Origin of the sequence: Micromonospora ureilytica (assembly GCF_015751765.1) — a bacterium.
Lineage (GTDB): Bacteria > Actinomycetota > Actinomycetes > Mycobacteriales > Micromonosporaceae > Micromonospora > Micromonospora ureilytica.
Genome location: NZ_JADOTX010000001.1, coordinates 441,002 through 467,420 on the forward strand (window position 1 = coordinate 441,002; position 26,419 = coordinate 467,420).

Genomic DNA, 26,419 nt, shown 5'->3' on the forward strand with positions numbered 1-26,419 from the left:
GTGGCCGCCGTGGCCGCGGTGGCTGGCGAGTGGTCAGCCGACCGGCTGGCGTTCCCATTCGGCGCGGTTACTGGCGGCACGGGCGGCGGTCAGTTCGGCGACCAGGCGGTTCAGCTCGGCGCGTTGGTCGGCGCGGGCCCGGTCGGCGCAGACGGCCTCCCAGGCGTTGCCTCGTGCCGTCCGCATCCGTCCCTCGCCCACCACGGCCCGTTCCACGCTGTGCACCACACCGACGGCGAGTGACGCCACCGTCCGCGAGATGGTGGTCAGTCCGATGGTCGGGTACGGCTCGGAAATGCTCATGGTCACCTCGCACGAGGAGTTGCGGCGGTCGGGGCAGGCCCGCCATCGAGTCTGCCCGAGGACGATGCTCACCCGTCGACGTTTCGCCGCGGTGACCGCCCGGTCAACTGTCCCGCTTCGGCCGTGACCAGGGGCCGTCCGTTCGGCCTTGAGCTTGCTCACAGCATCGACCGGCATCGCTGCCATCGGGCGCGGAACGGAAACTGGTGGCATGATCGATGGATCGGCCCGGTCCGACCGCGGCCGTCAGGCTCCATACCGCGTGACGCTGGTCGATGCCGGAGGTGGCGCTGCGTGACAACCCGTTCACGGCAAGTCGGCCATTATGCCGCAGCCCTTTTCGTGAGCAGCGCCATACCCCCGGCATTCGGCGTCGGTCGGCTGCCCCTAGCATCGGCCCATGACGCCCGGAGAGGGGAGTCCGTTCGTGACTGCTGAGCATGCGCACGCGGAGGGGGACGAGGCCGGCCAGGCAGCGTCCGTAAGCGTGCTCGACGAGATCCTGGCTGGCGTACGTGAAGACGTCGCCCGACGCCAGGAGCAGGTTCCGCTGGAGCGGATCCGTGAACTGGCAGCGGCGGCGCCGCCGCCGATGGACGCGTACGCGGCGCTGCGTAAGCCCGGCGTGGCCGTGATCGCCGAGGTGAAGCGCTCGTCACCGTCCAAGGGTCGGCTGGCCGAGATCGCCGATCCGGCCGACCTCGCTGTCGACTACGCGGCCGGTGGAGCCCGGGCGATCAGCGTGCTGACCGAGGGGCGCTGGTTCGGCGGTTCGCTGGACGATCTGGCGGCCGTCCGTGCCGCGGTCACCGTGCCGGTGCTGCGCAAGGACTTCGTGGTCTCCAGCTACCAGATCCACGAGGCCCGCGCGCACGGCGCCGACCTGGTCCTGCTGATCGTCGCCGCACTCGAGCAGAACGTCCTGATGGGTCTGCTGGAGCGGATCGAGTCGCTCGGCATGACCGCTCTGGTCGAGGTGCACGACGAGGAGGAGGCCGACCGCGCGCTGGAGGCCGGCGCGCAGGTGATCGGGGTCAACGCCCGTGACCTGCGTACCCTTGAGGTTGACCGGTCGGTGTTCGAGCGGATCGCGCCCGGCCTTCCGAGCAGCGTCGTCAAGATCGCCGAATCCGGCGTTCGTGGCCCGCATGACCTGATCCGGTACGCCTCCGCGGGCGCCGACGCGGTCCTCGTGGGCGAGGGTCTGGTCACGCAGAAGAGCCCCCGCGAGGCGGTCGCCGAGTTGGTCAACGCCGGCAACCACCCGGCAACGCCCCGGCCGGTGCGCTGATCCCGCGCCGGTCCGACGTCCCAACGAGAGGATTCCCGATGAGCGCCGACGCGCTGGCCCCGGTGGCCGGCCCGCAGCCCGACTCCGCCGGCCACTTCGGCCGCTTCGGCGGTCGGTTCGTTCCCGAGGCCCTGGTGGCCGCGCTGGACGAGCTCGACGGGGCATGGCGTACGGCGATCGCGGACGAGTCCTTCCGGGCCGAGTTCGGCGCGCTGCTGCGCGACTACGCCGGCACGCCGTCGTTGCTCTACGAGGCCCGGCGGTTCTCGGCGAAGGTCGGCGCGCGGGTGCTGCTCAAGCGGGAGGACCTCAATCACACGGGTGCGCACAAGGTGCGCAACGTGCTCGGCCAGGCGCTGCTCACCAAGCGGATGGGCAAGACCCGGGTGATCGCGGAGACCGGCGCCGGGCAGCACGGTGTCGCCACCGCTACCGCCGCCGCCCTGTTCGACCTGGAGTGCGTGGTCTACATGGGCCAGGTCGACACCGAGCGGCAGGCCCTCAACGTGGCCCGGATGCGGATGCTCGGCGCGACGGTCGTCCCGGTCACCAACGGTTCGCGCACCCTCAAGGACGCGATGAACGAGGCGATGCGCGACTGGGTGGCCAACGTCGACGAGACGCACTACCTGATCGGCACCGCCGCGGGCCCGCACCCGTTCCCGGCGATGGTGCGCGACTTCGTCCGGGGCATCGGTGACGAGGCCCGACAGCAGTGCCTGGACCTCACCGGCGGGCTGCCGGACGCCGTCACCGCCTGCGTCGGCGGCGGCTCCAACGCGCTCGGCATCTTCCACGCGTTCGTGGGCGACGAGGCCGTGCGGCTGTACGGCTTCGAAGCCGGGGGCGACGGGGTGGACACCGGCCGGCACGCCGCGAGCATCACCGGCGGGTCCGCCGGGGTGCTGCACGGCACCCGCACCTTCGTGCTCCAGGACGCCGACGGGCAGACCCTGGAGTCGCACTCGATCTCCGCAGGCCTGGACTACCCCGGCGTCGGGCCGGAGCACGCGTGGCTGCACGACACCGGCCGGGCGAGCTACCTGCCGGTCACCGACGACGAGGCGATGGCCGCGTTCGAGCTGCTCTGCCGCACCGAGGGCATCATCCCGGCGATCGAGAGCGCACACGCGCTCGCCGGCACCGTCGCGCTGGCCCCGAAGCTCGCCGCGGAGCTGGGCCGGGAGCCCACCATCGTGGTCAACCTGTCCGGGCGCGGCGACAAGGACGTGCACACCGCGGGCGACTACTTCGGCATCCTCGACAAGGAGCGGTGAGATGAGCCGGATCGGGGTGGCCTTCGACAAGGCCCGTGCCGACGGACGGGCACTGCTGGTCGGCTGCATGCCGGCCGGGTTCCCCACCGTCGAGGGCAGCATCGCCGCGATGACCGCCATGGTCGACGCCGGCGTCGACGTCATCGAGGTGGAGATCCCCTACTCCGACCCGGTGATGGACGGGCCGGTGATCCAGCGGGCCAGTGACATCGCGCTGGCCGGGGGCGTACGCACCGCGGACACGATGCGCATCATCGAGGCGGTGGCGGCCACCGGCGCTCCCGTGGTCACCATGACCTACTGGAACCCGGTCGAGCGTTACGGCGTGGACGTCTTCGCCCGTGACCTCGCCTCCGCCGGCGGCACCGGCCTGATCACCCCGGACCTCATCCCCGACGAGGCCGACGAGTGGCTGGCCGCTTCGGACGCGCACGGGTTGGACCGCACGTTCCTGGTCTCGCCGTCGTCCACCGACGCCCGGCTGGCGATGACGGTGGGGCACTGCCGTGGCTTCGTCTACGCGACCGCCGTGATGGGGGTGACCGGTGCCCGGGCGCGTACCTCGGACGCCGCCCCGACGCTTGTCTCCCGTGCCCGCGCGGTCACCGACCTGCCGATCGGTGTCGGCCTGGGTGTGGGCACCGGCGCGCAGGCCGGCACCGTCGCCGGTTACGCCGACGGGGTGATCGTGGGCAGCGCGCTGGTCCGGTGCGTGCTCGACGCGCCCACCGAGGCCGAGGGGCTGGCCGCTCTGCGGACCCTCAGTGCCGAACTCGCCGAGGGCGTCCGTAACCCCACCCGCTGATCGCTGTCGAGTCGTCGGGTCGGGTAGCTCTTCCCTGGTGAGCGTGATGTCGGTGAGTCATCACGATGACTCACCGACATCAGACTCGATCGCCGTGACGGCCACCGGGCCCTCGGCTCCAGGACGGCGGCGGGCCCGTCGCTGCCTCGCCGCGTTGCTCCGGTGGCTGCACCGTGTCGGGTACGCAGGGGACGTCGCGGAGCACACCGGAGCGGCCGGCGGTCGCGTCGGTGACGGCGGCCCGGGTGAGCGGGGTGACCACCTCGGGCAACGCGTCGGGGGAGTGCCAGGACAACCGGCAGCCCGGCGGTGGGTCGGCGGCGGGTCGGACCCCGGCCGCACGGGCCCGGAACACGTGCACGAGGACGTCTGGCAGCGGCCCGGCGCGCCCGGGCGCGGCCTCCCCCGGAGGGCCGGTCAGGTGGTAGACGCCGACCAGGTCGACCAGCTCGATGTCCCAGCCGGTCTCCGCGCGAATGTCCCGTAGGGCGGCCCGCACCGGGCCCTCGGCCGGGCGCAGCCGCCCGCCGGGCAACGCGTAGCGACGCGCGCCCCGGCCCTGTTGGCAGAGCAGCACCCGACCGGTGTCGTCGGTGACGACCGCGGCGACCGCCCAGGTGAGCGCGCTCATGGACAAAGAGCGTACGGCGGTGCAAACCAGAAGTCACCGGGATGCGCGCTCCAGCGGCCCGGGGTGCCGCTGCGGGGGTGTGCAGCGGTAGCGTGTGCACCCGTGACCCTCGCCTCGCTCTCCCCCCAGGCGGCCCTGCCCAGTCCCAGCACCGCGGTCTGGCAGCTCGGGCCGGTGCCGATCCGGGCTTACGCGCTCTGCATCATCGCTGGCATCGTGCTGGCCTGTTGGGTGACGGAGCGCCGGCTGCGGCAGCGTGGCGTCGCGCCCGGCGCGACGCTCGACATCGCCGTCTGGGCGGTGCCCGCGGGCATCATCGGCGCCCGGATCTACCACGTGGTCACCTCACCGGAGAAGTACTTCGGCGCCGGTGGGGACCCGATCAAGGCGTTCGCCATCTGGGAGGGCGGTCTCGGGATCTGGGGCGCGGTCGCCGGTGGCGCGATCGGTGCCTGGATCGCGGCCCGGCAGCTCGGCATCCCGTTCGGTGTGGTGGCCGACGCGCTGGCCCCCGGGCTGCCGCTGGCCCAGGCGGTCGGCCGGATCGGCAACTGGTTCAACAACGAGCTCTTCGGCGGCCGGACCAGCCTGCCGTGGGGCCTGCAGATCCATCGGATGGACCCGGACAACCCCGGGCACGCGCTCCGGGACGACGCCGGGCAGCCGATCCTCGAACCGGGTCTCTACCAGCCCACCTTCCTCTACGAGGCGCTGTGGAACCTCGGCGTCGTGGCCCTGGTCCTGGTCCTCGACCGCCGGCTCAAGTTGGGCCGGGGCCGGGCGTTCGCGCTCTACGTGATGGGTTACACCGTCGGCCGGTTCTGGATCGAGCTGATGCGCACCGACGAGGCCAACCAGATCCTCGGTGTCCGACTCAACGTCTGGACCGCCGCCCTGGTCTTCCTCGGCGCCCTGATCTACTTCGTACGGGTGCGCGGCCCTCGGGACTACCTGATCCCGCTCGGGCCGACGGCGACGACGACCACGCCCCCCACCTCCGACCTGTCCCAGGTCGACCTCTCCGAGCGGGAGACCCCCGCGCGGGCCGCTGCGCCGGAGGGCTACCGGGTGGTGAGCGAGGAGCAGTACGCCGCCTGGCAGGACACCGGTGTCGTACCGCCGGCGACCGACGGCGACTCCCGACCGGATGACGGCGAACTGTCCGGGGACACCTCGGCCGGCGACCTCCCGGAGACCGCCGATCTCGCGGCGAGCGGCGACGAGCCGGCGGACGATCCGTCCGCCGCGCGCACCGACCGGGCCGACGCCACGGGCGCGCGTCCCGCCGACCGGGACAGCTGAGCGGGGGCGGCACCGATGCGAAGCGCGGTGGTGGTCGGCGCAGGGGTCGGTGGCCTCGCGGTGGCCGGCGCGCTGGCCCGTTCCGGCTGGCAGGTCACCCTGTTGGAACGCGCCGAACGGGTTCGCCCCGAGCGGACCGCCGTGGTGCTCTGGCCCAACGGCGTCCGCGCACTGCAGGCCCTCGGCCTCGGCGCCGGCCTGGCCGCCATCGCCACCCCGTTGCCCGACGGCGGGGTCCGTCGCCCGGACGGGCACTGGCTCGTGCAGCCCCGGCCCACCCCGGCCGACCGGATGCCGGTCGTGGTGCACCGGGAGGATCTGCACGACGCGCTGATCGCCGGCCTCGGCGACCGGGTCGAACTGCGTACCGGGGTGACCGTGCGCCACGTCCGCGTGGACCCGGGCGAGCGACCGGGAGTCAGCGACGGTCGGCACACCATCGAGGCCGATCTGGTGGTCGCCGCCGACGGCACGGACAGCGGCATCCGCCGCCAACTCGCGCCCGAGTCCCGGGTGGTCAGCTCCGGCTGCGCCGCCTGGCGGGCCGTCATTCCCTGGTACCAGGCACCTCGACTCCCCGACGATCAGCCGTTGGCCGGCGAGATTCTCGGCGCGGGCTACCGGTTCGTGGCCACGTCGCTGGGCGAGCGTGGCTCCTCGGGCGGGTCCACCCGCGGCGGCATCTACTGGGTGGCCACCGCCGCCGGTGCGCCACGCCCGGAACCGCCGGAGACCCAGCTGGCCCTGCTGCGCCGCTGGTACGCGGACTGGCCCGCGCCGGTCGGCGCGCTGCTCGACGCCACCGACCCGGCCGACCTGGTCCAACAGGAGGTTCGCGAGCTGCGCCCGTTGCCCCGGGCGTACGGCTTTCCGGTCGGGCCCGGTGGGGTGGTGCTGCTCGGCGACGCGGCGCACGCCATGCCGCCGCACCTCGGGCAGGGCGCCTGCCTGGCGTTCGAGGACGCCGCCACGCTCGCGTCGCTGCTGCGGGAGGCCCGGCTGCCCGACGCCGTTCAGGCGTACGACCGGGTGCGCCGCCCCCGGGCGGCGACCGTGGTCCGGCAGACTCGGCGGATGTCGGCGGTGCTCCAGACTCGGGGCCGGTTGGCGCTGCGCGCCCGGGACGCCGCGCTGGGCACGATCAACGGGCGACTGCTATCCAGTGCCGCAGCCTCCGCCGCCCAGTGGCGTCCACCGACCTGACCCCGGTAGCCGGGCCGGTCAGGCGATGAGGGCGGCGGGTTCGGCGATGCAGGCGGTGCCGATCCGGCGGAAGCCGACCCGCAGGTAGACCCGCGCGATCTCCTCGCTGCCCGCGGACAGGAAGACCAGCTCGGTGCCGGCGGCCAACAGTTCCCGGGCCAGGGTGGCGGTGAGCGCGGCGCCCAGCCCGCGTCGCCGGGCGGACGGCAGGGTGGCCACCCCGGCGATTTCTGCGACGTCGTCCACCCGCATCGCCATGCCGCTGGCGAGGGCGCCCTCGGTCGGCGTGCCGGCCAGCGCGGAGATCCGGCGGCCGTCGGCGATCCGGGCCCGTTCCTCGTCGAGCGCGGCCAGTTCGAGTTCGGTGACGGCGGCGTCGCGTTCGGCCGGGCCGGCCTCACCGGGCGCGGTGCCGGCGGCGGCGAACGACACCGCTGCCACCGCACGCCGCGCGGCGACGTCGGCGGCGAAGTCGGGGGAGTCCGCTGCCAGCACTCGCACCGCCGCGTCGGACAGCGTCGCCGGGTCGGGCAGCGCGCTCGGGTCGAGCACCATCAGCGGCGCCTCCAGCACGTTGAGCCCCGCCGAGCGGGCCACCGCCAGCAGCTCGGGGCTCGTCTCGTGCACCCACTCGAAGGCTTCCGGCAGGCCCAGCCTCCGCTGGCGCTCGCGGACCGAGGTAACGTCGGCAAGCGACGGTGGCTCGGTGGCGTCGATGCGGGGGCGGGCGTAGAACGGCCAGCCGGCACCTTCGCGGACGAACAGCACCAGCCCGCCATGATCCTCCGCACCGGCGGCGTCGCGGGGCACCGCGTCGTAGAAGCGTTCCAACCGGTCGAAGACGTCCTTGTGTAGCGGATCCACCGCGCGAGACTACACGTCCCAGCCAGTGGACGGTGTGATCAATCTCGGGTGGCCGTGCGACCCCGGCCCTAACGTAGACTCAATAGACCCACGGGCCGACGTCGTCCCCACCATTGTTCCAACCTGAGTGACGACAGGAGGCCCGGTGGCTCAGCCGTACGCGGACACAGAACAGCGGCACCCGCACAGCCCGCAGGCGTCCCCGACGCCCCACGCCCGTCCGTCCGCCCAGGGTCTGTACGACCCAGCGCAGGAGCACGATGCGTGCGGCGTGGCCTTCGTGGCGGACCTGCACGGCCGGCGTTCACACTCGGTCGTCGCCAACGGGCTCGGCGCGCTCTGTCGGCTGGACCACAGGGGCGCCCGTGGTGCGGAGCCGAACACCGGCGACGGCGCCGGCATCATGATCCAGGTGCCCGACGCGTTCCTGCGCGCGGTCGCCGACGTCGAGCTTCCCCCGGCGGGCGAGTACGCCACGGGGCTGGTCTTCCTTCCCGACGACGATGCCGCCGAGGCGCGTGCCCGCCGGGTGGTCGAGAAGTACGCGCTGGTCGAGGGCGCCGACCTGCTCGGCTGGCGGGACGTGCCGATCGACCCGAGTGACCTGGGCGAGACCGCCCTGGCGGCGATGCCCCGGGTCCGGCAGCTCTTCGTGGCCGCGCACCGCCTGACCGACGCCCCCGGCGGGCCGGCCGGCTCCCCGTTGCGCGGCATCGAGCTGGACCGGGTGGCGTTCTGTCTGCGTAAGCAGGCCGAACGGGAGACCGCCGAGCGGGGCGTGCCGGCGTACTTCCCGTCGCTGTCCAGCCGCACCATGGTCTACAAGGGCATGCTCACGCCCGACCAGTTGCCGGCGTTCTACCCGGACCTGCGCGACGAGCGGGTGGACAGCGCGATCGCGCTTGTGCACTCCCGTTTCTCCACAAACACCTTCCCGTCCTGGCCGCTGGCGCACCCGTACCGGTTCATCGCCCACAACGGCGAGATCAACACGATCCGGGGCAACCGCAACTGGATGCAGGCCCGCGAGGCGCTGCTGCGCTCGCCGAACGTGCCGGGCAACATCCGGCGGGTCTTCCCGGTCTGCACCCCTGCCGCCTCGGACTCGGCGAACTTCGACGAGGTCCTGGAGCTGCTGCACCTGGCCGGGCGGAGCCTGCCGCACGCGGTGCTCATGATGATCCCCGAAGCCTGGGAGAACGACCCGGGGATGGACCCGGCCAAGCGTGCCTTCTACCGCTTCCACGCCAGCCTGATGGAGCCGTGGGACGGTCCGGCGTCGGTGGCCTTCACCGACGGCGAGATCGTCGGCGCGGTGCTGGACCGCAACGGGCTGCGCCCGGGGCGCTGGTGGCAGACCGACGACGGGCTCGTGGTGCTGGGCTCCGAGGCGGGCGTGCTCGACCTCGACCCGGCCCACGTGGTCGCGAAGGGGCGACTCCAGCCGGGCCGGATGTTCCTGGTCGACACCGTGGCCGGGCGGATCGTGCACGACGAGGAGATCAAGTCCGAGTTGGCCGCCGCCCAGCCGTACGGGGAGTGGCTGCACGCCGGGCTGATCGAGCTGAACGATCTGCCGGCACGCGAGCACACCGTCTACACGCACGACTCGGTGCGTCGCCGGCAGCAGACCTTCGGCTACACGGTGGAGGAGCTGAAGATCCTGCTCGGGCCGATGGCCCGCACCGGCGTCGAGCCGCTCGGCTCGATGGGTACGGACACCCCGATCGCGCCGCTTTCCACCCGGCCCCGGCTGCTCTACGACTACTTCCACCAGCTCTTCGCCCAGGTCACCAACCCGCCGCTGGACGCCATCCGCGAGGAGTTGGTGACCAGCCTGGCGTCGACCATCGGGCCGGAGGGCAACCTGCTCGACCCGGGCGCCGCGAGCTGCCGGCAGATCGTGCTCCCGCACCCGATCATCGACAACGACGAGCTGGCGAAGATCCTCTCCATCGACGAGGACGGCGACCTGCCCGGTTTCAAGGCGGTCCGGGTCTCCGGGCTGTACCGGATCCGGGAGGGCGCCGCCGGGATCAAGGCACGGCTGACCGAGATCTGCCGGCACGTCTCCGAGGCGATCGAGGACGGCGTCCGCATCCTGGTGCTCTCCGACCGGGATTCCAACGCCGACCTGGCGCCGATCCCGTCGCTGCTGCTCACCGCCGCCGTGCACCAGCACCTGGTGCGCGAGCAGACGCGTACGCAGGCGGCGTTGATCGTCGAGTCCGGCGACTGCCGGGAGGTGCACCACGCGGCGGTGCTGATCGGCTACGGCGCGGCGGCGGTCAACCCGTACCTGGCGTTCGAGTCGGTCGAGGACATGATCCACACCGGCGCACTGGCCGGGGTGGAGCCGGCCGCCGCGGTGCGCAACTACGCGAAGGCGCTCGGCAAGGGCGTCCTGAAGATCATGTCGAAGATGGGCATCTCGACGGTCTCCTCGTACTGCGGGGCGCAGGTCTTCGAGGCGGTCGGCCTGGACACCCGGCTGGTCGATCGCTACTTCCGGGGCACCCCCAGCCGCATCGGCGGGGTCAGTCTCGCGGGCGTGCACACCGAGGTGGCCGCCCGGCACGCGCTGGCCTGGCCCCCGGCCGGCACCGCCAGCTCCGACCGGCTGGAGGTCGGTGGGGAATACCAGTGGCGCCGCGAGGGTGAGCTGCACCTGTTCAACCCGGAGACCGTCTTCCTGCTGCAACACGCCACCCGCAGCCGGCAGTACGACGTCTTCCGGCAGTACACCGCCAAGGTCGACGCGCTCGCCGCGCAGGCCGGCTCCCTGCGCGGGCTGTTCACACTGCGCACCGGGGTCCGCCCGGCGGTGCCGATCGAGGAGGTCGAGCCGGCCACCGAGATCGTCAAGCGGTTCGCCACCGGTGCCATGTCGTACGGGTCGATCTCCGCGGAGGCGCACGAGACGCTCGCCATCGCCATGAACCGTCTCGGCGGCAAGTCCAACACCGGTGAGGGCGGCGAGGACGTCGAGCGGCTGCACGACCCGGCGCGCCGTTCGGCGGTCAAGCAGATCGCCAGCGGCCGATTCGGTGTGACGAGCGAATACCTGGTCAACGCCGACGACCTCCAGATCAAGATGGCCCAGGGCGCCAAGCCGGGCGAGGGCGGTCAGCTGCCTGGTAACAAGGTCTGGCCGTGGATCGCCCGGACCAGGCACGCCACTCCCGGCGTGGGTCTGATCTCCCCGCCGCCGCACCACGACATCTACTCCATCGAGGACCTCGCCCAGCTGGTGCACGACCTGAAGTGCGTCAACCCGGCGGCCCGGGTGCACGTCAAGCTGGTCAGCGAGGTCGGCGTCGGCACTGTCGCCGCCGGGGTGGCGAAGCTCAAGGCGGACGTCATCCTGATCTCCGGCCACGACGGCGGCACGGGCGCCTCCCCGCTGAACTCGCTCAAGCACGCCGGCACGCCGTGGGAGCTGGGGCTGGCCGAGGCGCAGCAGACGCTGTTGCTCAACAAGCTGCGCGACCGGGTCACCGTGCAGGTCGACGGCCAGCTCAAGACCGGCCGGGACGTGCTGGTCGCGGCGCTGCTCGGCGCGGAGGAGTTCGGCTTCGCGACCGCGCCGCTGATCGTCGAGGGCTGCGTGATGATGCGGGTCTGCCACCTGGACACCTGCCCGGTCGGCATCGCCACCCAGAATCCGGTGCTGCGGGAGCGCTTCACCGGCAAGCCGGAGTTCGTGGAGAACTTCTTCCTCTTCCTCGCCGAGGAGGTCCGGGGTTACCTGGCCGAGTTGGGCTTCCGGTCGATCGAGGAGGCGATCGGGCAGTCCGAGCTGCTCGATGTGGCCCCGGCGTTGACGCACTGGAAGGCGCACGGGTTGGACCTGGCGCCCGTCCTGCACCTGCCGGAGCTGCCCGCCGGTGCGGCCCGACGTGGGATCCGCGCGCAGGATCACGGCCTGGAGCAGGCACTCGACAACGAGCTGATCGCGCTGGCCCGTCCGGCTCTGACGGATGGGGCGCCGGTGCGGGTCGAGGTGGCGGTGCGCAACGAGCACCGCAGCGTCGGCGCGATGCTCGGCGGTGAGGTGACCCGTCGGTTCGGCGGCGCCGGCCTTCCCGAGGACACCATCGAATTCGTGCTGCACGGCACGGCTGGGCAGTCGTTCGGCGCGTTCCTGCCGCGCGGGGTGACCCTGCGCCTGCACGGCGACGCCAACGACTACGTGGGCAAGGGACTCTCCGGGGGCCGGCTCATCGTCCGTCCGGACGCCGCCGCGCCGTTCCTCGACCCGGACGCCGAGCCGGGGCGGCGGGCCGAGGATCAGATCATCGCCGGCAACACCATCCTGTACGGGGCCACGGCGGGCGAGGTCTTCCTGCGTGGCCGTGTGGGGGAGCGGTTCGCGGTGCGCAACTCCGGCGCGGTCGCCGTGGTCGAGGGCGTCGGTGACCATGGCTGCGAGTACATGACCGGTGGCACTGTGGTGGTGCTCGGCGCGACCGGCCGGAACTTCGCCGCCGGCATGTCCGGCGGGACGGCGTTCGTGCACCATCTGGATCGGGCCCGGGTCAACGCGGAGCTGGTCGACCTGATGCCGCTGGGCGAGCAGGAGCAGTCGCTGTTGCACGAGCTGGTCCAACGGCACGTGGCCGAGACCGGGTCGGCGGTCGCCGAGGAGCTGCTCAAGCGGTGGCCGGAGGCGGTGGCCGAGTTCACCGCTGTGGTACCCCGGGACTACCGCCGGGTGCTGGAGATCATGCGGGCCGCCGAAGCAGCCGGCCGCGACGTCGACGACGCGGTGATGGGCGCGCTCAGCGCGCCCGGCGCGCCGGTGCCGCCCGCCCCGCGGGTGGCTGCCCAGGAGGTGGCACGTGCCTGACCCGAACGGTTTCCTGCGCTACGACCGGCGGCTGCCGGCCCGCCGCCCGGTGCCGGTGCGGATCAGCGACTGGCGGGAGGTGTACCCGCCGGCCGGCGAGGAACTGGTCCGTGAGCAGGCCACGCGATGCATGGACTGCGGCATCCCGTTCTGCCACGACGGCTGCCCGCTGGGCAACCGCATCCCGGACTGGAACGACCTGGTGCGTACCGGCAACTGGGACGCCGCTGTGGAGTCGCTGCACGCCACCAACAACTTCCCGGAGTTCACCGGTCGGCTCTGCCCGGCGCCCTGCGAGGCGGCCTGCGTGCTCGGCATCTCTGGCGGTCAGCCGGTGACCATCAAGCAGGTCGAGGTGGAGATCGCCGACTTCGCCGCAGCGCGCGGGTTCACCCCCCGCCCGGTGCCGGCGCCGTCGGGTCGGTCGGTCGCCGTCGTCGGCTCCGGGCCCGCCGGTCTCGCCGCCGCCCAGCAGTTGGCCCGCGCCGGTCACGCGGTGACGGTGTACGAACGCGACGACGCGATCGGTGGCCTGCTCCGGTACGGCATCCCGGACTTCAAGTTGGAGAAGCGGCACATCGATGCCCGGGTGGCCCAGCTCACCGCCGAGGGGGTGCGCTTCCGCACCGGCGTGAACGTCGGGGTGGACGTCACCGCCGAGCAGTTGCGCGCCGAGCACGACGCGGTGCTGTTGGCCGGTGGGGCGTTGCAGGGCCGGGACACCCCGGAGACCCCGGGGCGGGCGCTTCGGGGCGTACACCAGGCGATGGCGCACCTGGTCGCGGCGAATCGCGCGGTCGCCACCGCGGCCACCGATCAGGCCGGCGTCGTGGCCACCGACGAGCGCCGGTTGGCGCGGGCGGTGTTGCCGGACGGCACCCCGATCGACGCGGCCGGCAAGCATGTGGTGATCATCGGTGGCGGTGACACGGCCGCCGACTGTCTCGGCGTCGCGCACCGGCAGGGCGCCGCAGGCGTGCACCAACTCGACCTCTACCCGCAGCCGCCGCAGGAGCGCGACGAGGCACGGGACCCGTGGCCGACCTGGCCGTGGGTCCTGCGCAGCTACCCGGCGCACGAGGAGGGTGGCGAGCGGGTCTTCGCCGTGGCGGTGCAGGAGTTCGTTGACGACGGCACCGGCCAGGTGCGGGCGGTGCGGATCGCCGAGGTGACAGTGGAGAAGCGCGACGGTCGCCGGGTCGTCACAGTGGTGCCGGGGTCCGAGCGGGAGCTGCCGGCCGACCTGGTGCTGCTGGCGATCGGCTTCGAGGGCACCGAACAGCAGCCGCTGCTGGCCCAGTTCGGTGTGGCCCGCAACCCTCGGGGCGCCATCGACGCCCGCGACGACTGGCAGACCGTCGCCGACGGGGTGTTCGTGGCAGGTGACATGCACCGGGGTGCGTCGTTGATCGTCTGGGCCATCGCCGAGGGGCGGGCGGCCGCCGCCGCCATCCACGGCTATCTGGGCGGTGTGGGTGCGTTGCCGGCCCCGGTGGGCGCCGACACCCAGCCCCTGGCAGTGTCCTGATCCGAAGGCGGGTGGCCAGGCGGAAGACTGGATTCGTTCCGCCTGACCACCAGCCGTCGGCTGGAGCCGGGTGTGACGGTCGCCCTGCGCGGGGGGCGGTCAGCCGGCTATGCGGCGAACGCCGTCGTGCCGTCGTGCATGCCCAGCCCGCCCTCCCGGTCATAGCCGCCGGTCTCGCCCGGCCGAGCACACTCGTGCGCGTACAGCCGGACCAGCTCGTGGATCCGGAACCGTGCGGCATCGCTCGCCGGCTGCTCGGCCACGTCGAGCAGTCTGATCTCGACCAGCTGTTCGAGGAGACTGTGCGGGATTGAGGCGTACTGCTCGACACCGAGAGGATGCCATGGCCCCGCGTTGGGCGGAGTGGTGGCGCCAAGCAAGCGGAACGCGCTTTGAGCGTCGTCGGGCAGCGCCCGGTAGGCAGCGGTCATCCCGGCCCGCACCGCCAGCCCCTCGGTCTGCAACTCGTCGAGGCGCTGCCGCTCGTCGCGCATCCGCTCGGCCAGTTGCCGGATTGGTCGGTGTGGGTAGGAGGCCAGACGCGCGCCAACTATGCGCACTGCCAGTGGCAGGCCGGCGCATGCTGTGACGAGGGCATCCACCGCCAACGGATCCATCGCGAGGCGGTCGACTCCGGCGATCCGGCTCAACAGGAGCCGCGACTGTTCATGGGTCAGCATCGGCACCTCGACCCGGTGGGCGCCGGGCACGGTGGCCAGCCTTGCCCGGCTCGACACGATGAGTGCGCTGCCCGGTGACCCGGGGGCCAGCCAGCGGACTGGTTGAGCATTCGGAGCGGCGTCCAGCACGAGGAGGATCCGTTGCTGACTCAGGACGGCACGGTACTGGCTGAGGCGGTCCTGCACCGTGGTGAGCTGACCGACGTCGGCGACTCCGAGCGCCCGCAACGCCCGCCCGAGCGCCTCCATCGGGTTGTCACTCCAGTCGCCCATCTGCACGAATATCTGCCCGTCCGGGTAGTGACCGCGTAGGAGATGCCCCAGTCGTACACTCAGCGCCGTCTTCCCGACCCCCGACGGCCCAGAAAGGATGATCACCGAGGGGCGCCGGCCGGCGGACTCCTGCTGCTGCGCCAGCACCCTTTTGATGATCGTCTCGGCGCCCACATAATCGGGCAGGTCGGCCGGCAGTTGACAACCCGGTTTGACCACCGTCGCAACCCCGGGCTGCTCGTGGTGCTTGCGCCCTGGTCTGGCGTTCGGGGGCAGCTCTTCTCGGTGCGAGGCGCCTGCCGAACCCGCTCCGCCGGCGACGACCGGCTCGCCGCGCAGGATGGTGCGATGCAGCTCCTGCAACTCCCGGCCCGGTTCGACGCCCAGTTCCTCGATCATGTGCCGTCGGCAACGGGTGAACTGCTCAAGGGCTTCAGCGCGTTGGCCGTTGAGGTAGAGGGCACGGATCAGTCGGGCCGATGCGGCCTCGGCGAGTGGGTGCTGCGCGACGGCGTGCGCGAGCCGGGCCACCACCGGTGCCGCCTGGCCCACCGCCAGCTCGGCGTCGGCCCACTCCGTCAGGTTGCCGAGCATCAGTTGCTGGAGTTGCTGCCGAACCCCGGCGGCCCAGGCGCCGGGCAGGCCCGCCAACGGCTCGTCCTGCCACAGCCGTACGGCGCGACGGAGCAGGTCGATCCGGCCCTCGTCGGACCGGTCGACGGCATTGACCCGGGCCAACGCCCTGTGTACGCGGTGTACGTCGACCCATTGTGGCGGGATGTCCAGAAGGTAGCCGGTGGGGCGACGCAGCATCCGGGCGGGTGGACTGCCAGGTGATTGGGCGTCGGCCAGGATCCGCCGCAGCCGGGTGACGTACGAGTAGAGCACGGTGCGTGCCTTGTCTGGTGGGTCGATGCCCCAAATTCGGTCGATCATGGTGTCTATCGGAACGCAGCTGCCCGCGTCGAGCAGCAGTGCTGCCAGTACCAGTCGCTGTTTGCGGGGGCCGATCTCGATCGGCTGGCTGTTCGAGAACAGCCGTACTTCCCCCAGAATTCGAAAATCCAACACTACCCCCGTGGTGAACGATCGGCGTTCCGCCGGTTGACGCCTACTGCTTTTCAGTAATCTTCAAGCTTTTCTCCCTGGGTCATCTGGCATCGTCTCCGCTGGCCGGGCCATCCAAAGTTGGCGGTTATCAATCGTTCGTGGAAGGTCTCGAAAGAACCCGCAGCTCGCCCCGATGTCGGCCAGTTTGACGGCCTGGCTCGGCCTTTACCCTACCCGGCAGGATGTTCGGCGATGCGCTCGTCGGATCAACGTGGACAAATGGTGCGCAGCCATCGAACTGAACCATCCGTCGTCGTTCGCTGATTTCACAGAGGAGAACTGTTGTTAGGTAATCTCGTACGAGGCTTCATCGCGCGAGTCTCCGCGGCGGTGGCCATCGGTCTCGTGGTGCTGACCGCTGCGAGCCTGGGTGCCGTGGGCGCTCAGGCAGCCGGTCTCCGACCGTTCTTTCAGTTGCCCGTCGCCTGCGGTGAGACGTGGAATCTCAGCACGTACGTGGGTCATGACGACTACGACATCGACATGACTCCGACCTCCGGAAACCGCTGGGGTCGTCCGATCCTGGCCTCCTTCGGAGGTCGCGTGGAACGGTCCGGCATCAGCGGCACCCTGGGTGACCGCACCCCCTCCAACCCGAATGGGCCACAGGGGACCGGCGGCGGTTACTACGTGAAGATCGACCACGGCAACGGCTGGCAGACGCTCTACCTGCACATGCTGGAGCCACCCATGGTGAAGGTCGGGCAGCGCGTGACCATCGGGCAGCAGCTCGGCAAGGTCGGCAGCACCGGCGATTCCAGCGGACCTCATCTGCACTTCGAGCAGTTACGCGATGGCGCGAAGATCGAGTCGTGGTTCAACGGTGTGCCCTCCGGCATCACCCACGACAACTCCGAATACACCGTCCAACGGCAGAGCGCGAACTGCGGTTCTACCCCGGTGCGGCCGGTGGACCGGCTCGCCGTGGCACCCAACGCTGACGGCCGGCTGCAGGCCTTCGCGGTCCGCGACGGCGGCGCGGTGAAGAGCACCTGGCAGAGCAGCGTGAACGGCCCGTTCGCTCCCTGGGTCAGTCTCGGAGGCAACCAGCTGAGAGCGCCCGTCGTCGCGCCGTCGAGCGATGGTCGGCTGGAGATGTTCGCTATCGGTGGCGACCAGAAGCTCTACCACAAGTGGCAAACCACCCCCAACGGATCCTGGTCGGGTTGGCTCAGTCGGGGCGGCACGGACCTGACCAGCGAGATGTCCATCGGACACAACGCGGACGGTCGTTTGCAGGTCTTCGTGGTCGGTGGGAATGGCGCGATCTACTCGATGTGGCAGACCAGTGTGAACGGCCTGTGGTCCGACTGGCTGAACCTGGGCGGCAGCGAGTTGCAGGCGCCGGTGGTGGGTTCGTCGGCGGACGGCCGGATGGAGCTGTTCGCGATCGGCGGCGACGGCAAGCTCTATCACAAGTGGCAGACCAGCCCGAACGGCCCGTGGTCGGACTGGCTCAGTCGCGGAGGGACCAATCTCACCAACGAGCTGACGGTCGGGCGCAACGCTGATGGACGGTCGCAGGTGTTCGTGATCGGTGGTGACGGCTCGGTCTACTCCATGTGGCAGAGCAGCGCGAACGGCCCGTGGTCGGACTGGCTGAAAATGGGTGGCAGCGAGCTGAAGACGCCGGTGGTCGGTTCCTCGTCGGACGGCCGGATGGAGCTGTTCGCGATCGGCGGCGACGGCAAGCTCTATCACAAGTGGCAGGCCAGCCCGAACGGCCCGTGGTCGGACTGGCTCAGCCGCGGCGGCACCGACCTCAGCGGAGACCTGGTTCTCGGCTCCAATGGCGACGGCCGTTTGCAGGCCTTCGTCATCGGTGGGAATGGCGCCCTGTACTCGATCTGGCAGACGTCCGTCAACGGGCCCTGGGGTGACTGGATCAGCCTCAGCTAGCTGGCGACGCCCTTTTTCACACCGGCCGGTCGCCGCATCCCTGATCCGGCGGCCGGCCGGCCCCGGCCGGTGAACCGGCCCTCAACCTCAACCCAGGAGTGTGTCTGTGAGCAGAACACTGCGCCATGGTCTTGCTGTGGCCGCGTTGACGGTCGCCTCGGTTGTCGGCCCCGTGCTGGCCACTCCGGCGGCGCACGCCTCGATTGTGCCCAACTGCACCGTCGCCAGCCCGACCGCCGCCGATGCTGCCTTCGCAGCTCGGGTCAACCCACTGCTGAACGGGAAGCTGGCGGGCTATCTCGACGCGACGCGCGCGGCCTGCGTGCGCGTGATCGTCTCGGTGGTGAAGGCCGAAAACCTGCCAATGCGCGCGGCGACCATTGCGATCACCACCACCATCGTCGAGACCGGCATCCGCAATCTTGACTACGGCGCTGACGACAGCCTCGGCCTCTATCAGCAACGCCCCAGCCAGGGCTGGGGCTCGTCGGCTCAGGTCATGGACCCGATCTACTCCACAAAGAAGTTCCTCAGCGCGATGCGGACCAAGTACCCGAACAACGGTTGGCTGACGGCTCCGATCGGTGAGATCTGCCAGCGCGTACAGATTTCGGCCTATCCGGATCGCTACGCCGAGCAGGCAGCTGACGGTGCGACGATCGCGCTTGCCGCCTGGGGCCAGGATCGCGTCGAGGACGAGCTTGCGGTGGGTGCGAACGCGGACGGGCGGCTCCAGGCGTTCGCGGTGCGCGGCGCCGGCGCGGTACACAGCCTGTGGCAGACCGCGCCGAACGGCGGTTTCGGCGACTGGGTGAGTTTGGGTGGTTCGGCTCTGCGGCATCCGGTGGTGGATTCGGCTGCGGATGGTCGGATGGAGTTGTTCGTTGTCGGTGGTGACGGGAAGCTGTATCACAAGTGGCAGCAGAGCCCGAATGGGCCGTTCTCGGAGTGGGTGAGTCGGGGTGGTAGTGATCTGAGTGCCGATCTGGCGGTGGGTCGTAATGCTGATGGTCGGTTGCAGGTGTTCGTGGTGGGTGGCAACGGGTCGTTGTATTCGACGTGGCAGACGACGGCGAATGGTGCCTGGGCCTCGTGGGTGAGTTTGGGTGGTTCGGCTCTGCGGCATCCGGTGGTGGATTCGGCTGCGGATGGTCGGATGGAGTTGTTCGTTGTCGGTGGTGACGGGAAGCTGTATCACAAGTGGCAGCAGAGCCCGAATGGGCCGTTCTCGGAGTGGGTGAGTCGGGGTGGTAGTGATCTGAGTGCCGATCTGGCGGTGGGTCGTAATGCTGATGGTCGGTTGCAGGTGTTCGTGGTGGGTGGCAACGGGTCGTTGTATTCGACATGGCAGACGACGGCGAATGGTGCCTGGGCCTCGTGGGTGAGTTTGGGTGGTTCGGCTCTGCGGCATCCGGTGGTGGATTCGGCTGCGGATGGTCGGATGGAGTTGTTCGTTGTCGGTGGTGACGGGAAGCTGTATCACAAGTGGCAGCAGAGCCCGAATGGGCCGTTCTCGGAGTGGGTGAGTCGGGGTGGTAGTGATCTGAGTGCCGATCTGGCGGTGGGTCGTAATGCTGATGGTCGGTTGCAGGTGTTCGTGGTGGGTGGCAACGGGTCGTTGTACTCGGCCTGGCAGACGACCCCGAACGGACCCTGGGCCGCCTGGTTCAACCTTGGCTGACCGGGCCTGACAGTTGGTCCTGCCGATGGCGTGCTGGGTCGATCATGATCGCTACGCCGTCGGCGGGGCCGGTGTCACCTCGGGAGCGTGAGGTGCCAGTACCTACGACCAGGCATTCCCGCTGGTGAAGCCGCTCACAAATATGGGCAAAAAGGTTTAAGCCGGCAAGACTTGCCGGCTGCCGAACCGCGCCGCGATCGGTGTGAATGATCATGCTGCCGATCGCTGGAGGTTCGTCGTGGCCAGAGGTGCCACCTTCGCCGCGATGCGCCACCGCAACTACCGAATCTGGGCGCTCGCCGGCTTCGTCTCCGTCATCGGCACCTGGATGCAGGTCCTCGGGGTCAACTGGTACGTCCTGAAGGAGACCGGCTCGGCGACGTCCATGGGCTTCGCCGTGCTGCTCCAGGCGGCGCCCACGTTGCTGCTCAGCGTCTTCGGCGGCGTGCTGGCCGACCGGCTGCCGGCCCGCCCGTTGCTGATCGCCGCCCAGGGCGCCCACGCCGCGCTCGCCGCCGGACTGGCGGCGGTCGCCCTCACCGGGGTCGGCGGCCTACCGCTGATCTTCGCGATCTCCCTGGCCACAGGTGCCGTCTCGGCGATCGAAGGCCCGGTGATGGGGCGCTGGGCCGCCAGCCTCGTCGACCGGGAGACGCTGGGCAACGCCCTGGCGCTCGGCTCGCTCACCAACTCCGCCGGCCGCATCCTCGGCATGAGCCTCGGTGCCGTGGTGGTCGCCGCCGTCGGCCCCGCCCTGCTGTTCGGCATCAACGCGGCAAGCTTCGCCGCCGTGGTGGTGGCGCTGTTCGCCGTACGCCCGGGAGCCGTGCCCGGCCTCGCGGCACCGAACGCCGGTCGGGCCCGGGGCGGCGTCCGGGCCGGGTTCGCCTACCTGCGCGGGCAGCCGGTGCTGCTCCTCGCCCTCGCCCTGTCGTTCGTGCTCGGCAGCCTGGGCCGCAACTACCAGGTGACCATGGCCGCGATGAGCGACGGGCCGCTGGACGCCGGCGCCTCCGGGTACGGCCTGCTGTCGACAGTGTTCGCGGTCGGGACGGTGGTGGGTGCGCTCGTCGCGGCCCGGCGACGATCCCTGGGCTACCGGACGCTTGTCGTCGCGGGCCTGCTCGCCAGCGGATTGCAGATCGTCGCCGGCCTCGCACCGGGAGCCTGGAGCTTCGCCGCGGTGATCCTGCCGATCGCCGCCGCCGCGGTGGTCATCGACACCACCGTCGGCACCCGCGCCCAGCTCGACACCGACTCCGCGATGCGGGGCCGGGTGCTCGCCGCCCTGGCGGTCACCGGCTCGGTGTCCGCCGCGGTCGGCGCCCCGCTGCTCGGCTGGCTCGCCGAACACGCCGGGCCCCGGCAGACGCTCGTCCTCGCCGGATCGGCGGCGGCGATCGCCACGGCGGCGGCGGGCGTCGCCCTGGACCGGCAGCGTGGCCGCGTGGCGACCCTCGCGCTCGTCGTTCCGAGACCGCGCCATCCGGTACGACGGGCGGCGTTCCGGGCCGCCCGCATCGTCCGGCCCACCGGTGCGATCTGCGTCATCGTGCCCGCCGAAGCCGGTGCGGTCCGGTCGGGCGGGGTCCGGCTCCGGGAGTTGGTCACCGCCGGGCCGGTGGCGAACCGCTGAGACAGCTGTCACCCCTCGCCGGCCCGCTTCCGGGGCAGGACGACACGAAGATCATCGTTACGCTGCGATCATGGAGATCGAGGAGCGCCTACGGCGAACCCGCCGGTGGCTGTGGATCGTGCTGATCGGGCTGTTTCTGAGCGGTGTCACAGCGTTTCCGCTGGAGATCGAGGTGCGCTGGCTGCTGCGCGTGCTGGATCCGCTCGCCGGCCAACTGCCCGCCCTGGTCGCCTGGATCGAGCGGGTGCACACCGGGCTGGTGACGGCCGGCGAGGACTACCCGTTCCTGCTCTACGGCACCGACTGGCTGGCCTTCGCCCACCTGGTGCTGGCGGTGGCGTTCTGGGGGCCGCTGCGCGACCCGGTGCGCAACGTCTGGGTGGTGCAGGTCGGCATGATCGCCTGCGCGGGCATCGTCCCGCTGGCGTTGATCTGTGGCCCGATCCGGGACATCCCCTGGTTCTGGACGCTCGTCGACCTGTCCTTCGCGGTGGGGGCGTTCCCGCCGCTCTGGTTCGCGTACCGGCACATCCGCGCCGTCGAGGCGAGCACGGCGCCTTCCTGAGTCCCTGACCAAGATCCGCGCAACAACAGGGAAAGCGGTGCCTCGGGTGCTACGGAGGCGCCTGGATCCCTGAAGTTGCGCGGATCTTCAGCCCGGCCGAACTCCTAGTGCGACATCAGGTGGTGGGCCTCGCGGATCTTCGCCCAGGACTTCGGCTCGGTTGGCGGGGCGGCCTTACGGGCGGCCGTGGCCACGTCGGGTCGGCCGGCGGTGAACAGCCAGGTGGTGAACAGGTCGTCCAGGTCCAGCCCGGAGATCCGTTCGGCCAGGGCCTGGAACTGCTCGATGGTGCCGTTGCCGTACCGGCGCTCGGCGGTCCAGGTCGGCAGGATCTCGAAGAACGCGTCGTCGCCGACGGCCAGCCGCAGTTGGTGCAGGGTCATCGCGCCCCGGTCGTAGACGGCGTTGTCGAAGACCCGAGCGGCACCCGGGTCGCCGGGCAGCACCTGCCAGAACCCGTCGTCGGCCGGGTAACTGGCGTAGGTGAAGTCGAAGACCTCCTGGGCGGTGCCCTCGCCCTGCTCCTCCGACCAGAGCCACTCGGCGTACGAGGCGAAGCCCTCGTTGAGCCAGATGTTGCGCCAGTCGGCCACCGAGACCGAGTCGCCGAACCACTGGTGGGCCAACTCGTGCGTCACCACGTAGGTGTTGGCGCCGCGCCGCCAGAAGCCCGGCCCGTACACCGGTCGGGTCTGCGTCTCCAGGGCGAAGCTGATGCCGTCCACCGGCCCGGCCACGCCACCCTGCGCCTCGAACGGGTACGGGCCGAAGATCCCGCTCTCCCAGTCGACGATCTCGGCGGTCCGCTCGATGCTGGCCCGGGCGGCCGGCCCGAGCGCGCCAAGCGAGGTGCTGTACGCGTTGATCACCGGCTGACCGCTCGGGGTGGTGTCGGTGACGATGTCGTACTGGCCGATGGCCATGAAGGCCAGGTAGGTGGCCGTGGGGGACGTGGTCCGCCAGATCCACCGGGTGCGGTTGCCGGCCTCGGCCAGCGGCGGCCTCGGCTGTACGCCGTTGCTGATCACCTCGACGCCGGTGGGCACCGACACCGAGATGTCGTAGGTGGCCTTGTCCAGCGGGTGGTCGTTGCTCGGGAACCACCACCACGCGGACTCGGGCTCGTTGACGGCGAGCGCGCCGTCGTCGGTACGCGTCCAGCCGGTGTAACCGTCGACCAGGGCCTCCGACGGGACGCCGGAGTAGCGCACGACGATGGTGAGCTGTTGACCCCGGGTCACCGTGCGGGCCGGGGTGACCACCAACTCGTGGGCCCCCGCGGTGCTGGTGCTCGCCGCCCAGCCGTTGACCCGGACCGACTCGACGTCGAGCAGGAAGTCCAGATTGAACGTCGAGAGGTCCTGTGTGGCGGTGGCGAGGATTGTGGTGGTGCCGGTGAGCAGGTCGGTGGCCGGTTCGTAGCGCAGCCGGACGTCATAGTGCTCGACGTCGTAGCCGCCGTTGCCGTAGTCGGGGAAGTAACTGTCGCCCAGTCCGGGCGCGCCGGGTTGCGGCGCGGCGGAGACGACCGGACGGCCCCAGGCCGTCGGGGCGGCCTGGCCGGGGGTGCCGGCGAGCATGGTGCCGGCGGTCGTGAGGGTCAGGGCGGTGGTGGCCGCCGTGAGGACTCGTCGCACGGGGTGGACTCCCTCCATCGGGTGTTCGCCACGCCAACCTAATCGACAACTGTGAACGTCGTCGGCCCGCCACACCCATGGTCGGGCGCCGGCCTCTGGCGTGCGTTGCGCCGCAAGGTCACACTGTGTGGATCGGAGGTGACGCGTGCGGCGCTCGGAGTTGCCCAAGCGGGAGTTGATCGGCCAACGGCAGTCAACCGCAGTCAGGGAGCGGCTGCCGGCCGGCGCGTTGGAGTTGTTCGCGCTGCTCGCCCGGCTGCTGCGGCGACCCCGTCGCGGTGACCGGCGGCTGCCGTTGCTGTGGCTGGTCCGCTCCGACACCGCGGATCTGATGGTGCCGCTGCGCCGGTTCCTCGGCCAGGGCCCCCGACGGCGGGTCCCGCACGCCGTGCTGGACGCCGACGCGCCACCCGGCGCCGGGGACGTGCCGGCGCTGCTGCGCGAGCTGCACCGGCAGCTCTCCCTGGAGGCATTCGGCGCCGCCCGGCTGCGCTTCCAGCACTATCCGCTCGCCGACTGGCTGATGCAGCAGAGCCTCAACCTGGGAATCGACGCCGACGACAGCCGCGCGGCACTGGTCCGCCGGCTGCGCGACCGCAAGGGCCCGCGTACGCCGGAGGCGGCGCCCGCCGGCGGTGACGCCGTCAGCATCGTCTCGCAGGTGCTGCTCTGGGTGGTCCGTCGCGCCGTGCCGGGGGTCGTCTTCCGGGCCGCCGTCTCCGGTCGGGTGCCGGTGCTCGGACGGCACTACAACTGGTTCATGCGCCAGCAGTATCTGGCGCCCCGGCAGTCGGTCACCTTCCTCGGCTTCGCCGAGCGCCTCACCGCGGGCTGGCGCGACGGGGAGCAACCCGACCAGGTCAACAAGCTGCTGCTGCACGCGTTCCTGGAGGACCTGCGGCAGGCGTACCGGCGTCGGCCGTGGCGTCCGTCGGACTGGCGGCGCACCGCGTACCCGGCGCTGCTGCTCGATCACGTCGCCCCCGGCAACGTCGGCGGGGAACTGGTCCGCCTGATCGGCGACGTCCGCACCGAGACCGGCCGCAACGACCCGCTGCTCGTCATCGCGTCCGGTGGGCAGCCCCCGCCGGAACTGCCCGAGCCGCACCCGTTGACCGAGGCCGACGAGGCATTCGACGAGTGGGTCGAGGCGCTGCCGGAGATGCGCCGGCTGCGCCGCCCGGCCGCCTGGCTCGTGGCGCTGCGCCCCGACGACACCGACACCGGCCCACCGTCGCGTGCCGGGGTGCGCCCCTTCTCCGCGCCCGACCCGCCGTGGTGGTCGCGACGCTTCCTGCCGACGGCGCTCTGCCTGGTGCTGGTGGCGGTGCTCGGCCTGTGGGTGGCCAGCCGGTGGGGACCGGGCTGTCACCCCTCGCTCACCGGCCAGGTCTCGGTCGAGGTGGTCGGCAAAGGCGAGTGTGTGGGCTACAGCGACAGCGCCGCCCAGGTGTTCAACAACGACCCCGGCCAGGACCGGCTGCGCGCCGTTCAAGAGCGCATCTTCGCGCAGAACCGCGCCGCCGAGGAGGTCTGGCAGCGCAGCGACCGACGACGGCCCTTCCTCACCCTGGTCTACCTCGGCACCCTCACCGGCAACCTGACCCGCGCGGACGAGGAGTCGTACGTCTCCGAGCGCGAGGAACTCGAAGGCATGGCCACCGCCCAGTACGCGTTGCTGAAGGAGTCGGCCGGCGCCGACGGGGCCGCGCTGCTGCGGATCGTGGTGGCCAACGGCGGCCGCCAGATGATCTACGCCGACCGGGCCGTCGCGATGCTTGCCGAGCTGGCCCGGGACGACCCCACGGTGCTCGGGGTGGTCGGTCTGGTGGAGAGCCGGACCAGCACCGCCCGCGCGTTGCGCGAACTGAACCAGGTCGGCCTGCCGGTGCTGGCGCCCACCCTCTCCGCCGACAAGATGGACGTCAACTCCCGCCTCTACCTCCAGATCTCCGCGCCGAACGTGGATCAGGTGAAGTTGATCGACGCGTACGCCCAGCAGGTGCTGAAGGTCAACGAGGCGCACGTCTTCTACACCACCCTGGAGGGCAGCTCGATCACCGAGGACCTCTACGTGGGGACGCTCGTCGACGGGCTCCGACAGCGGTTCGGCAGCCGGATCACCCGCCTCGACGAGTGGAGCACCGGGCAACGGCTGACCGGCGAGTGCGGCTACCCCGGGCTGCTCTTCTACGCGGGCCGATGGTCCGACTTCGACGGTTTCCTGCGGGCGCTGCGCGAGTGCGGCGGCAACCCGCCCCGACACCTCGTCGCCGACGACTCGGCCAACCGCTACATGGCGAATCCGGGGCTGCGCGCCGCCGCGCCCGGCAACCTGCCCGTCACGTACGTCTCGAAGGCGGCCCTGGCCACCTGCGTGGCGCTGCGGGCCGCCGAGGACCGGCGCGACGCCGCCCGGGCCAGCTTCCTGTCCTGGATCCAGGCCGACGACCTGCTCGACCCGCCGCGCTGCCGGCCGGGTTCCGAGGAGCAGGTCGGCGAACGGGTCAGCCTCGCCTACGACGCGGCGATGATGTTGGTCCGGGCGGTGGAGAGCCTCGCCGCCCGGCTGCACCACGCCGACCCTCGGCAACGCTGGGAGCCAAACTCGGTCAACCCGGTGGGCGTGCACGCGGAGGTGCTCCGGCAGAACGCCGGTCAGGGCTACCCGGGGGTGTCCGGGCTGATCCGGTTCACGCCCGACTCGGGGGAGCCGGTCGACAAGCGGCTGGCCCTGATGCGGGTGGAGCAGGTGCCCGACGTGGCGAGGGCGCCGGTGGAGGTGTTCCGCTGCGGGGTGGCCGACGTGCCCGGCCCGGCGGCGTGCGGCCCGGCCTGACCGGTCCGGCGTGACACGTCCTCGCAGGACTGTCCGGGTGCCACAG

At 71.3% G+C, this 26,419-nt stretch carries 17 protein-coding genes; 12 read left to right on the top strand and 5 right to left on the bottom strand.

Annotated elements, in window-relative coordinates; all coding sequences use genetic code 11:
* Positions 1 to 33: 33 nt before the first annotated feature.
* Positions 34 to 303: a hypothetical protein gene (locus tag IW248_RS02090; RefSeq protein ID WP_196925416.1), complete on the bottom strand. Its 270-nt coding sequence runs from the start codon at positions 301 to 303 to the stop codon at positions 34 to 36.
* Between the two features lie 487 nt (positions 304 to 790).
* On the opposite strand from IW248_RS02090, the gene trpC reads away from it, so the two are divergent.
* The 3 genes from trpC to trpA are packed head-to-tail and all read left to right on the top strand — an operon-like array spanning position 791 to position 3,676.
* Positions 791 to 1,594: an indole-3-glycerol phosphate synthase TrpC gene (gene trpC / locus IW248_RS02095; RefSeq protein WP_030334428.1), complete on the top strand. Its 804-nt coding sequence runs from the start codon at positions 791 to 793 to the stop codon at positions 1,592 to 1,594.
* A 38-nt stretch (positions 1,595 to 1,632) separates the two neighbouring features.
* On the top strand, positions 1,633 to 2,871 hold the full coding sequence (gene trpB / locus IW248_RS02100) for a tryptophan synthase subunit beta (protein WP_196925417.1): 1,239 nt from the start codon (positions 1,633 to 1,635) through the stop codon (positions 2,869 to 2,871).
* A gap of 1 nt (position 2,872) precedes the next feature.
* Complete coding sequence (trpA, locus tag IW248_RS02105) at positions 2,873 to 3,676, top strand: tryptophan synthase subunit alpha (RefSeq protein ID WP_196925418.1); 804 nt, start codon at positions 2,873 to 2,875, stop codon at positions 3,674 to 3,676.
* A 79-nt stretch (positions 3,677 to 3,755) separates the two neighbouring features.
* Here the strand turns inward: trpA and IW248_RS02110 are convergent, their stop codons facing one another.
* Positions 3,756 to 4,307 carry an NUDIX hydrolase gene (locus tag IW248_RS02110; protein ID WP_196925419.1) on the bottom strand — a complete coding sequence of 184 codons (552 nt, stop codon included), beginning with the start codon at positions 4,305 to 4,307 and terminating at the stop codon, positions 3,756 to 3,758.
* A gap of 102 nt (positions 4,308 to 4,409) precedes the next feature.
* On the opposite strand from IW248_RS02110, the gene lgt reads away from it, so the two are divergent.
* Together lgt and IW248_RS02120 are read left to right on the top strand one after the other, a co-directional pair.
* Positions 4,410 to 5,609, top strand: a complete 1,200-nt coding sequence (gene lgt, locus IW248_RS02115) for a prolipoprotein diacylglyceryl transferase (RefSeq protein ID WP_196925420.1) — start codon at positions 4,410 to 4,412, stop codon at positions 5,607 to 5,609.
* Between the two features lie 15 nt (positions 5,610 to 5,624).
* Entirely contained in the window at positions 5,625 to 6,812 is a 1,188-nt protein-coding gene (locus IW248_RS02120) for an FAD-dependent oxidoreductase (RefSeq protein ID WP_196925421.1), read from the top strand.
* A gap of 18 nt (positions 6,813 to 6,830) precedes the next feature.
* Here the strand turns inward: IW248_RS02120 and IW248_RS02125 are convergent, their stop codons facing one another.
* Entirely contained in the window at positions 6,831 to 7,676 is an 846-nt protein-coding gene (locus tag IW248_RS02125) for a GNAT family N-acetyltransferase (protein ID WP_196925422.1), read from the bottom strand.
* Between the two features lie 145 nt (positions 7,677 to 7,821).
* Here IW248_RS02125 and gltB point away from each other — a divergent pair, with 145 nt between their 5' ends.
* Positions 7,822 to 12,525, top strand: coding sequence for a glutamate synthase large subunit (gene gltB, locus IW248_RS02130; RefSeq protein ID WP_196925423.1), 4,704 nt, complete (start codon positions 7,822 to 7,824; stop codon positions 12,523 to 12,525).
* Positions 12,518 to 14,053, top strand: coding sequence for a glutamate synthase subunit beta (locus IW248_RS02135; protein WP_196925424.1), 1,536 nt, complete (start codon positions 12,518 to 12,520; stop codon positions 14,051 to 14,053). Before gltB ends, IW248_RS02135 begins: the two co-directional genes overlap by 8 nt.
* Before the next feature lie 107 nt (positions 14,054 to 14,160).
* Here the strand turns inward: IW248_RS02135 and IW248_RS02140 are convergent, their stop codons facing one another.
* The gene (locus tag IW248_RS02140) at positions 14,161 to 16,077 is read right to left on the bottom strand and encodes an AfsR/SARP family transcriptional regulator (RefSeq protein WP_307787634.1); all 1,917 of its coding nucleotides are present in this window, start codon (positions 16,075 to 16,077) and stop codon (positions 14,161 to 14,163) included.
* Positions 16,078 to 16,398: 321 nt separating this feature from the next.
* On the opposite strand from IW248_RS02140, the gene IW248_RS32790 reads away from it, so the two are divergent.
* The 4 genes from IW248_RS32790 to IW248_RS02160 all read left to right on the top strand — a co-directional run bounded on the left by IW248_RS32790 (position 16,399) and on the right by IW248_RS02160 (position 21,897).
* Positions 16,399 to 18,015: a DUF8189 domain-containing protein gene (locus IW248_RS32790; protein WP_231396140.1), complete on the top strand. Its 1,617-nt coding sequence runs from the start codon at positions 16,399 to 16,401 to the stop codon at positions 18,013 to 18,015.
* Between the two features lie 106 nt (positions 18,016 to 18,121).
* Positions 18,122 to 19,696 (top strand): PLL family lectin, encoded by a 1,575-nt coding sequence (locus tag IW248_RS02150; protein ID WP_196925426.1) that lies wholly within the window; start codon positions 18,122 to 18,124, stop codon positions 19,694 to 19,696.
* Positions 19,697 to 19,934: 238 nt separating this feature from the next.
* Entirely contained in the window at positions 19,935 to 21,332 is a 1,398-nt protein-coding gene (locus tag IW248_RS02155; RefSeq protein ID WP_196925427.1) for an MFS transporter, read from the top strand.
* A 70-nt stretch (positions 21,333 to 21,402) separates the two neighbouring features.
* On the top strand, positions 21,403 to 21,897 hold the full coding sequence (locus tag IW248_RS02160; protein WP_124820415.1) for a hypothetical protein: 495 nt from the start codon (positions 21,403 to 21,405) through the stop codon (positions 21,895 to 21,897).
* Between the two features lie 104 nt (positions 21,898 to 22,001).
* On the opposite strand, the gene IW248_RS02165 is transcribed toward IW248_RS02160, so the two are convergent.
* Positions 22,002 to 23,534: a M1 family metallopeptidase gene (locus IW248_RS02165; protein WP_196925428.1), complete on the bottom strand. Its 1,533-nt coding sequence runs from the start codon at positions 23,532 to 23,534 to the stop codon at positions 22,002 to 22,004.
* Positions 23,535 to 23,679: 145 nt separating this feature from the next.
* Between IW248_RS02165 and IW248_RS02170 the strand changes: the two genes are divergently transcribed.
* Positions 23,680 to 26,373, top strand: a complete 2,694-nt coding sequence (locus IW248_RS02170; protein ID WP_307787636.1) for a hypothetical protein — start codon at positions 23,680 to 23,682, stop codon at positions 26,371 to 26,373.
* Positions 26,374 to 26,419 lie beyond the last annotated feature (46 nt).

Bases quoted from the DNA above. Each gene is read 5' to 3' on its own strand.
- IW248_RS02090 (WP_196925416.1), bottom strand. From the start codon at position 303: ATGAGCATTTCCGAGCCGTACCCGACCATCGGACTGACCACCATCTCG.
- trpB (WP_196925417.1), top strand. From the start codon at position 1,633: ATGAGCGCCGACGCGCTGGCCCCGGTGGCCGGCCCGCAGCCCGACTCC.
- trpA (WP_196925418.1), top strand. From the start codon at position 2,873: ATGAGCCGGATCGGGGTGGCCTTCGACAAGGCCCGTGCCGACGGACGG.
- IW248_RS02110 (WP_196925419.1), bottom strand. From the start codon at position 4,307: ATGAGCGCGCTCACCTGGGCGGTCGCCGCGGTCGTCACCGACGACACC.
- IW248_RS02120 (WP_196925421.1), top strand. From the start codon at position 5,625: ATGCGAAGCGCGGTGGTGGTCGGCGCAGGGGTCGGTGGCCTCGCGGTG.
- IW248_RS02160 (WP_124820415.1), top strand. From the start codon at position 21,403: ATGGAGATCGAGGAGCGCCTACGGCGAACCCGCCGGTGGCTGTGGATC.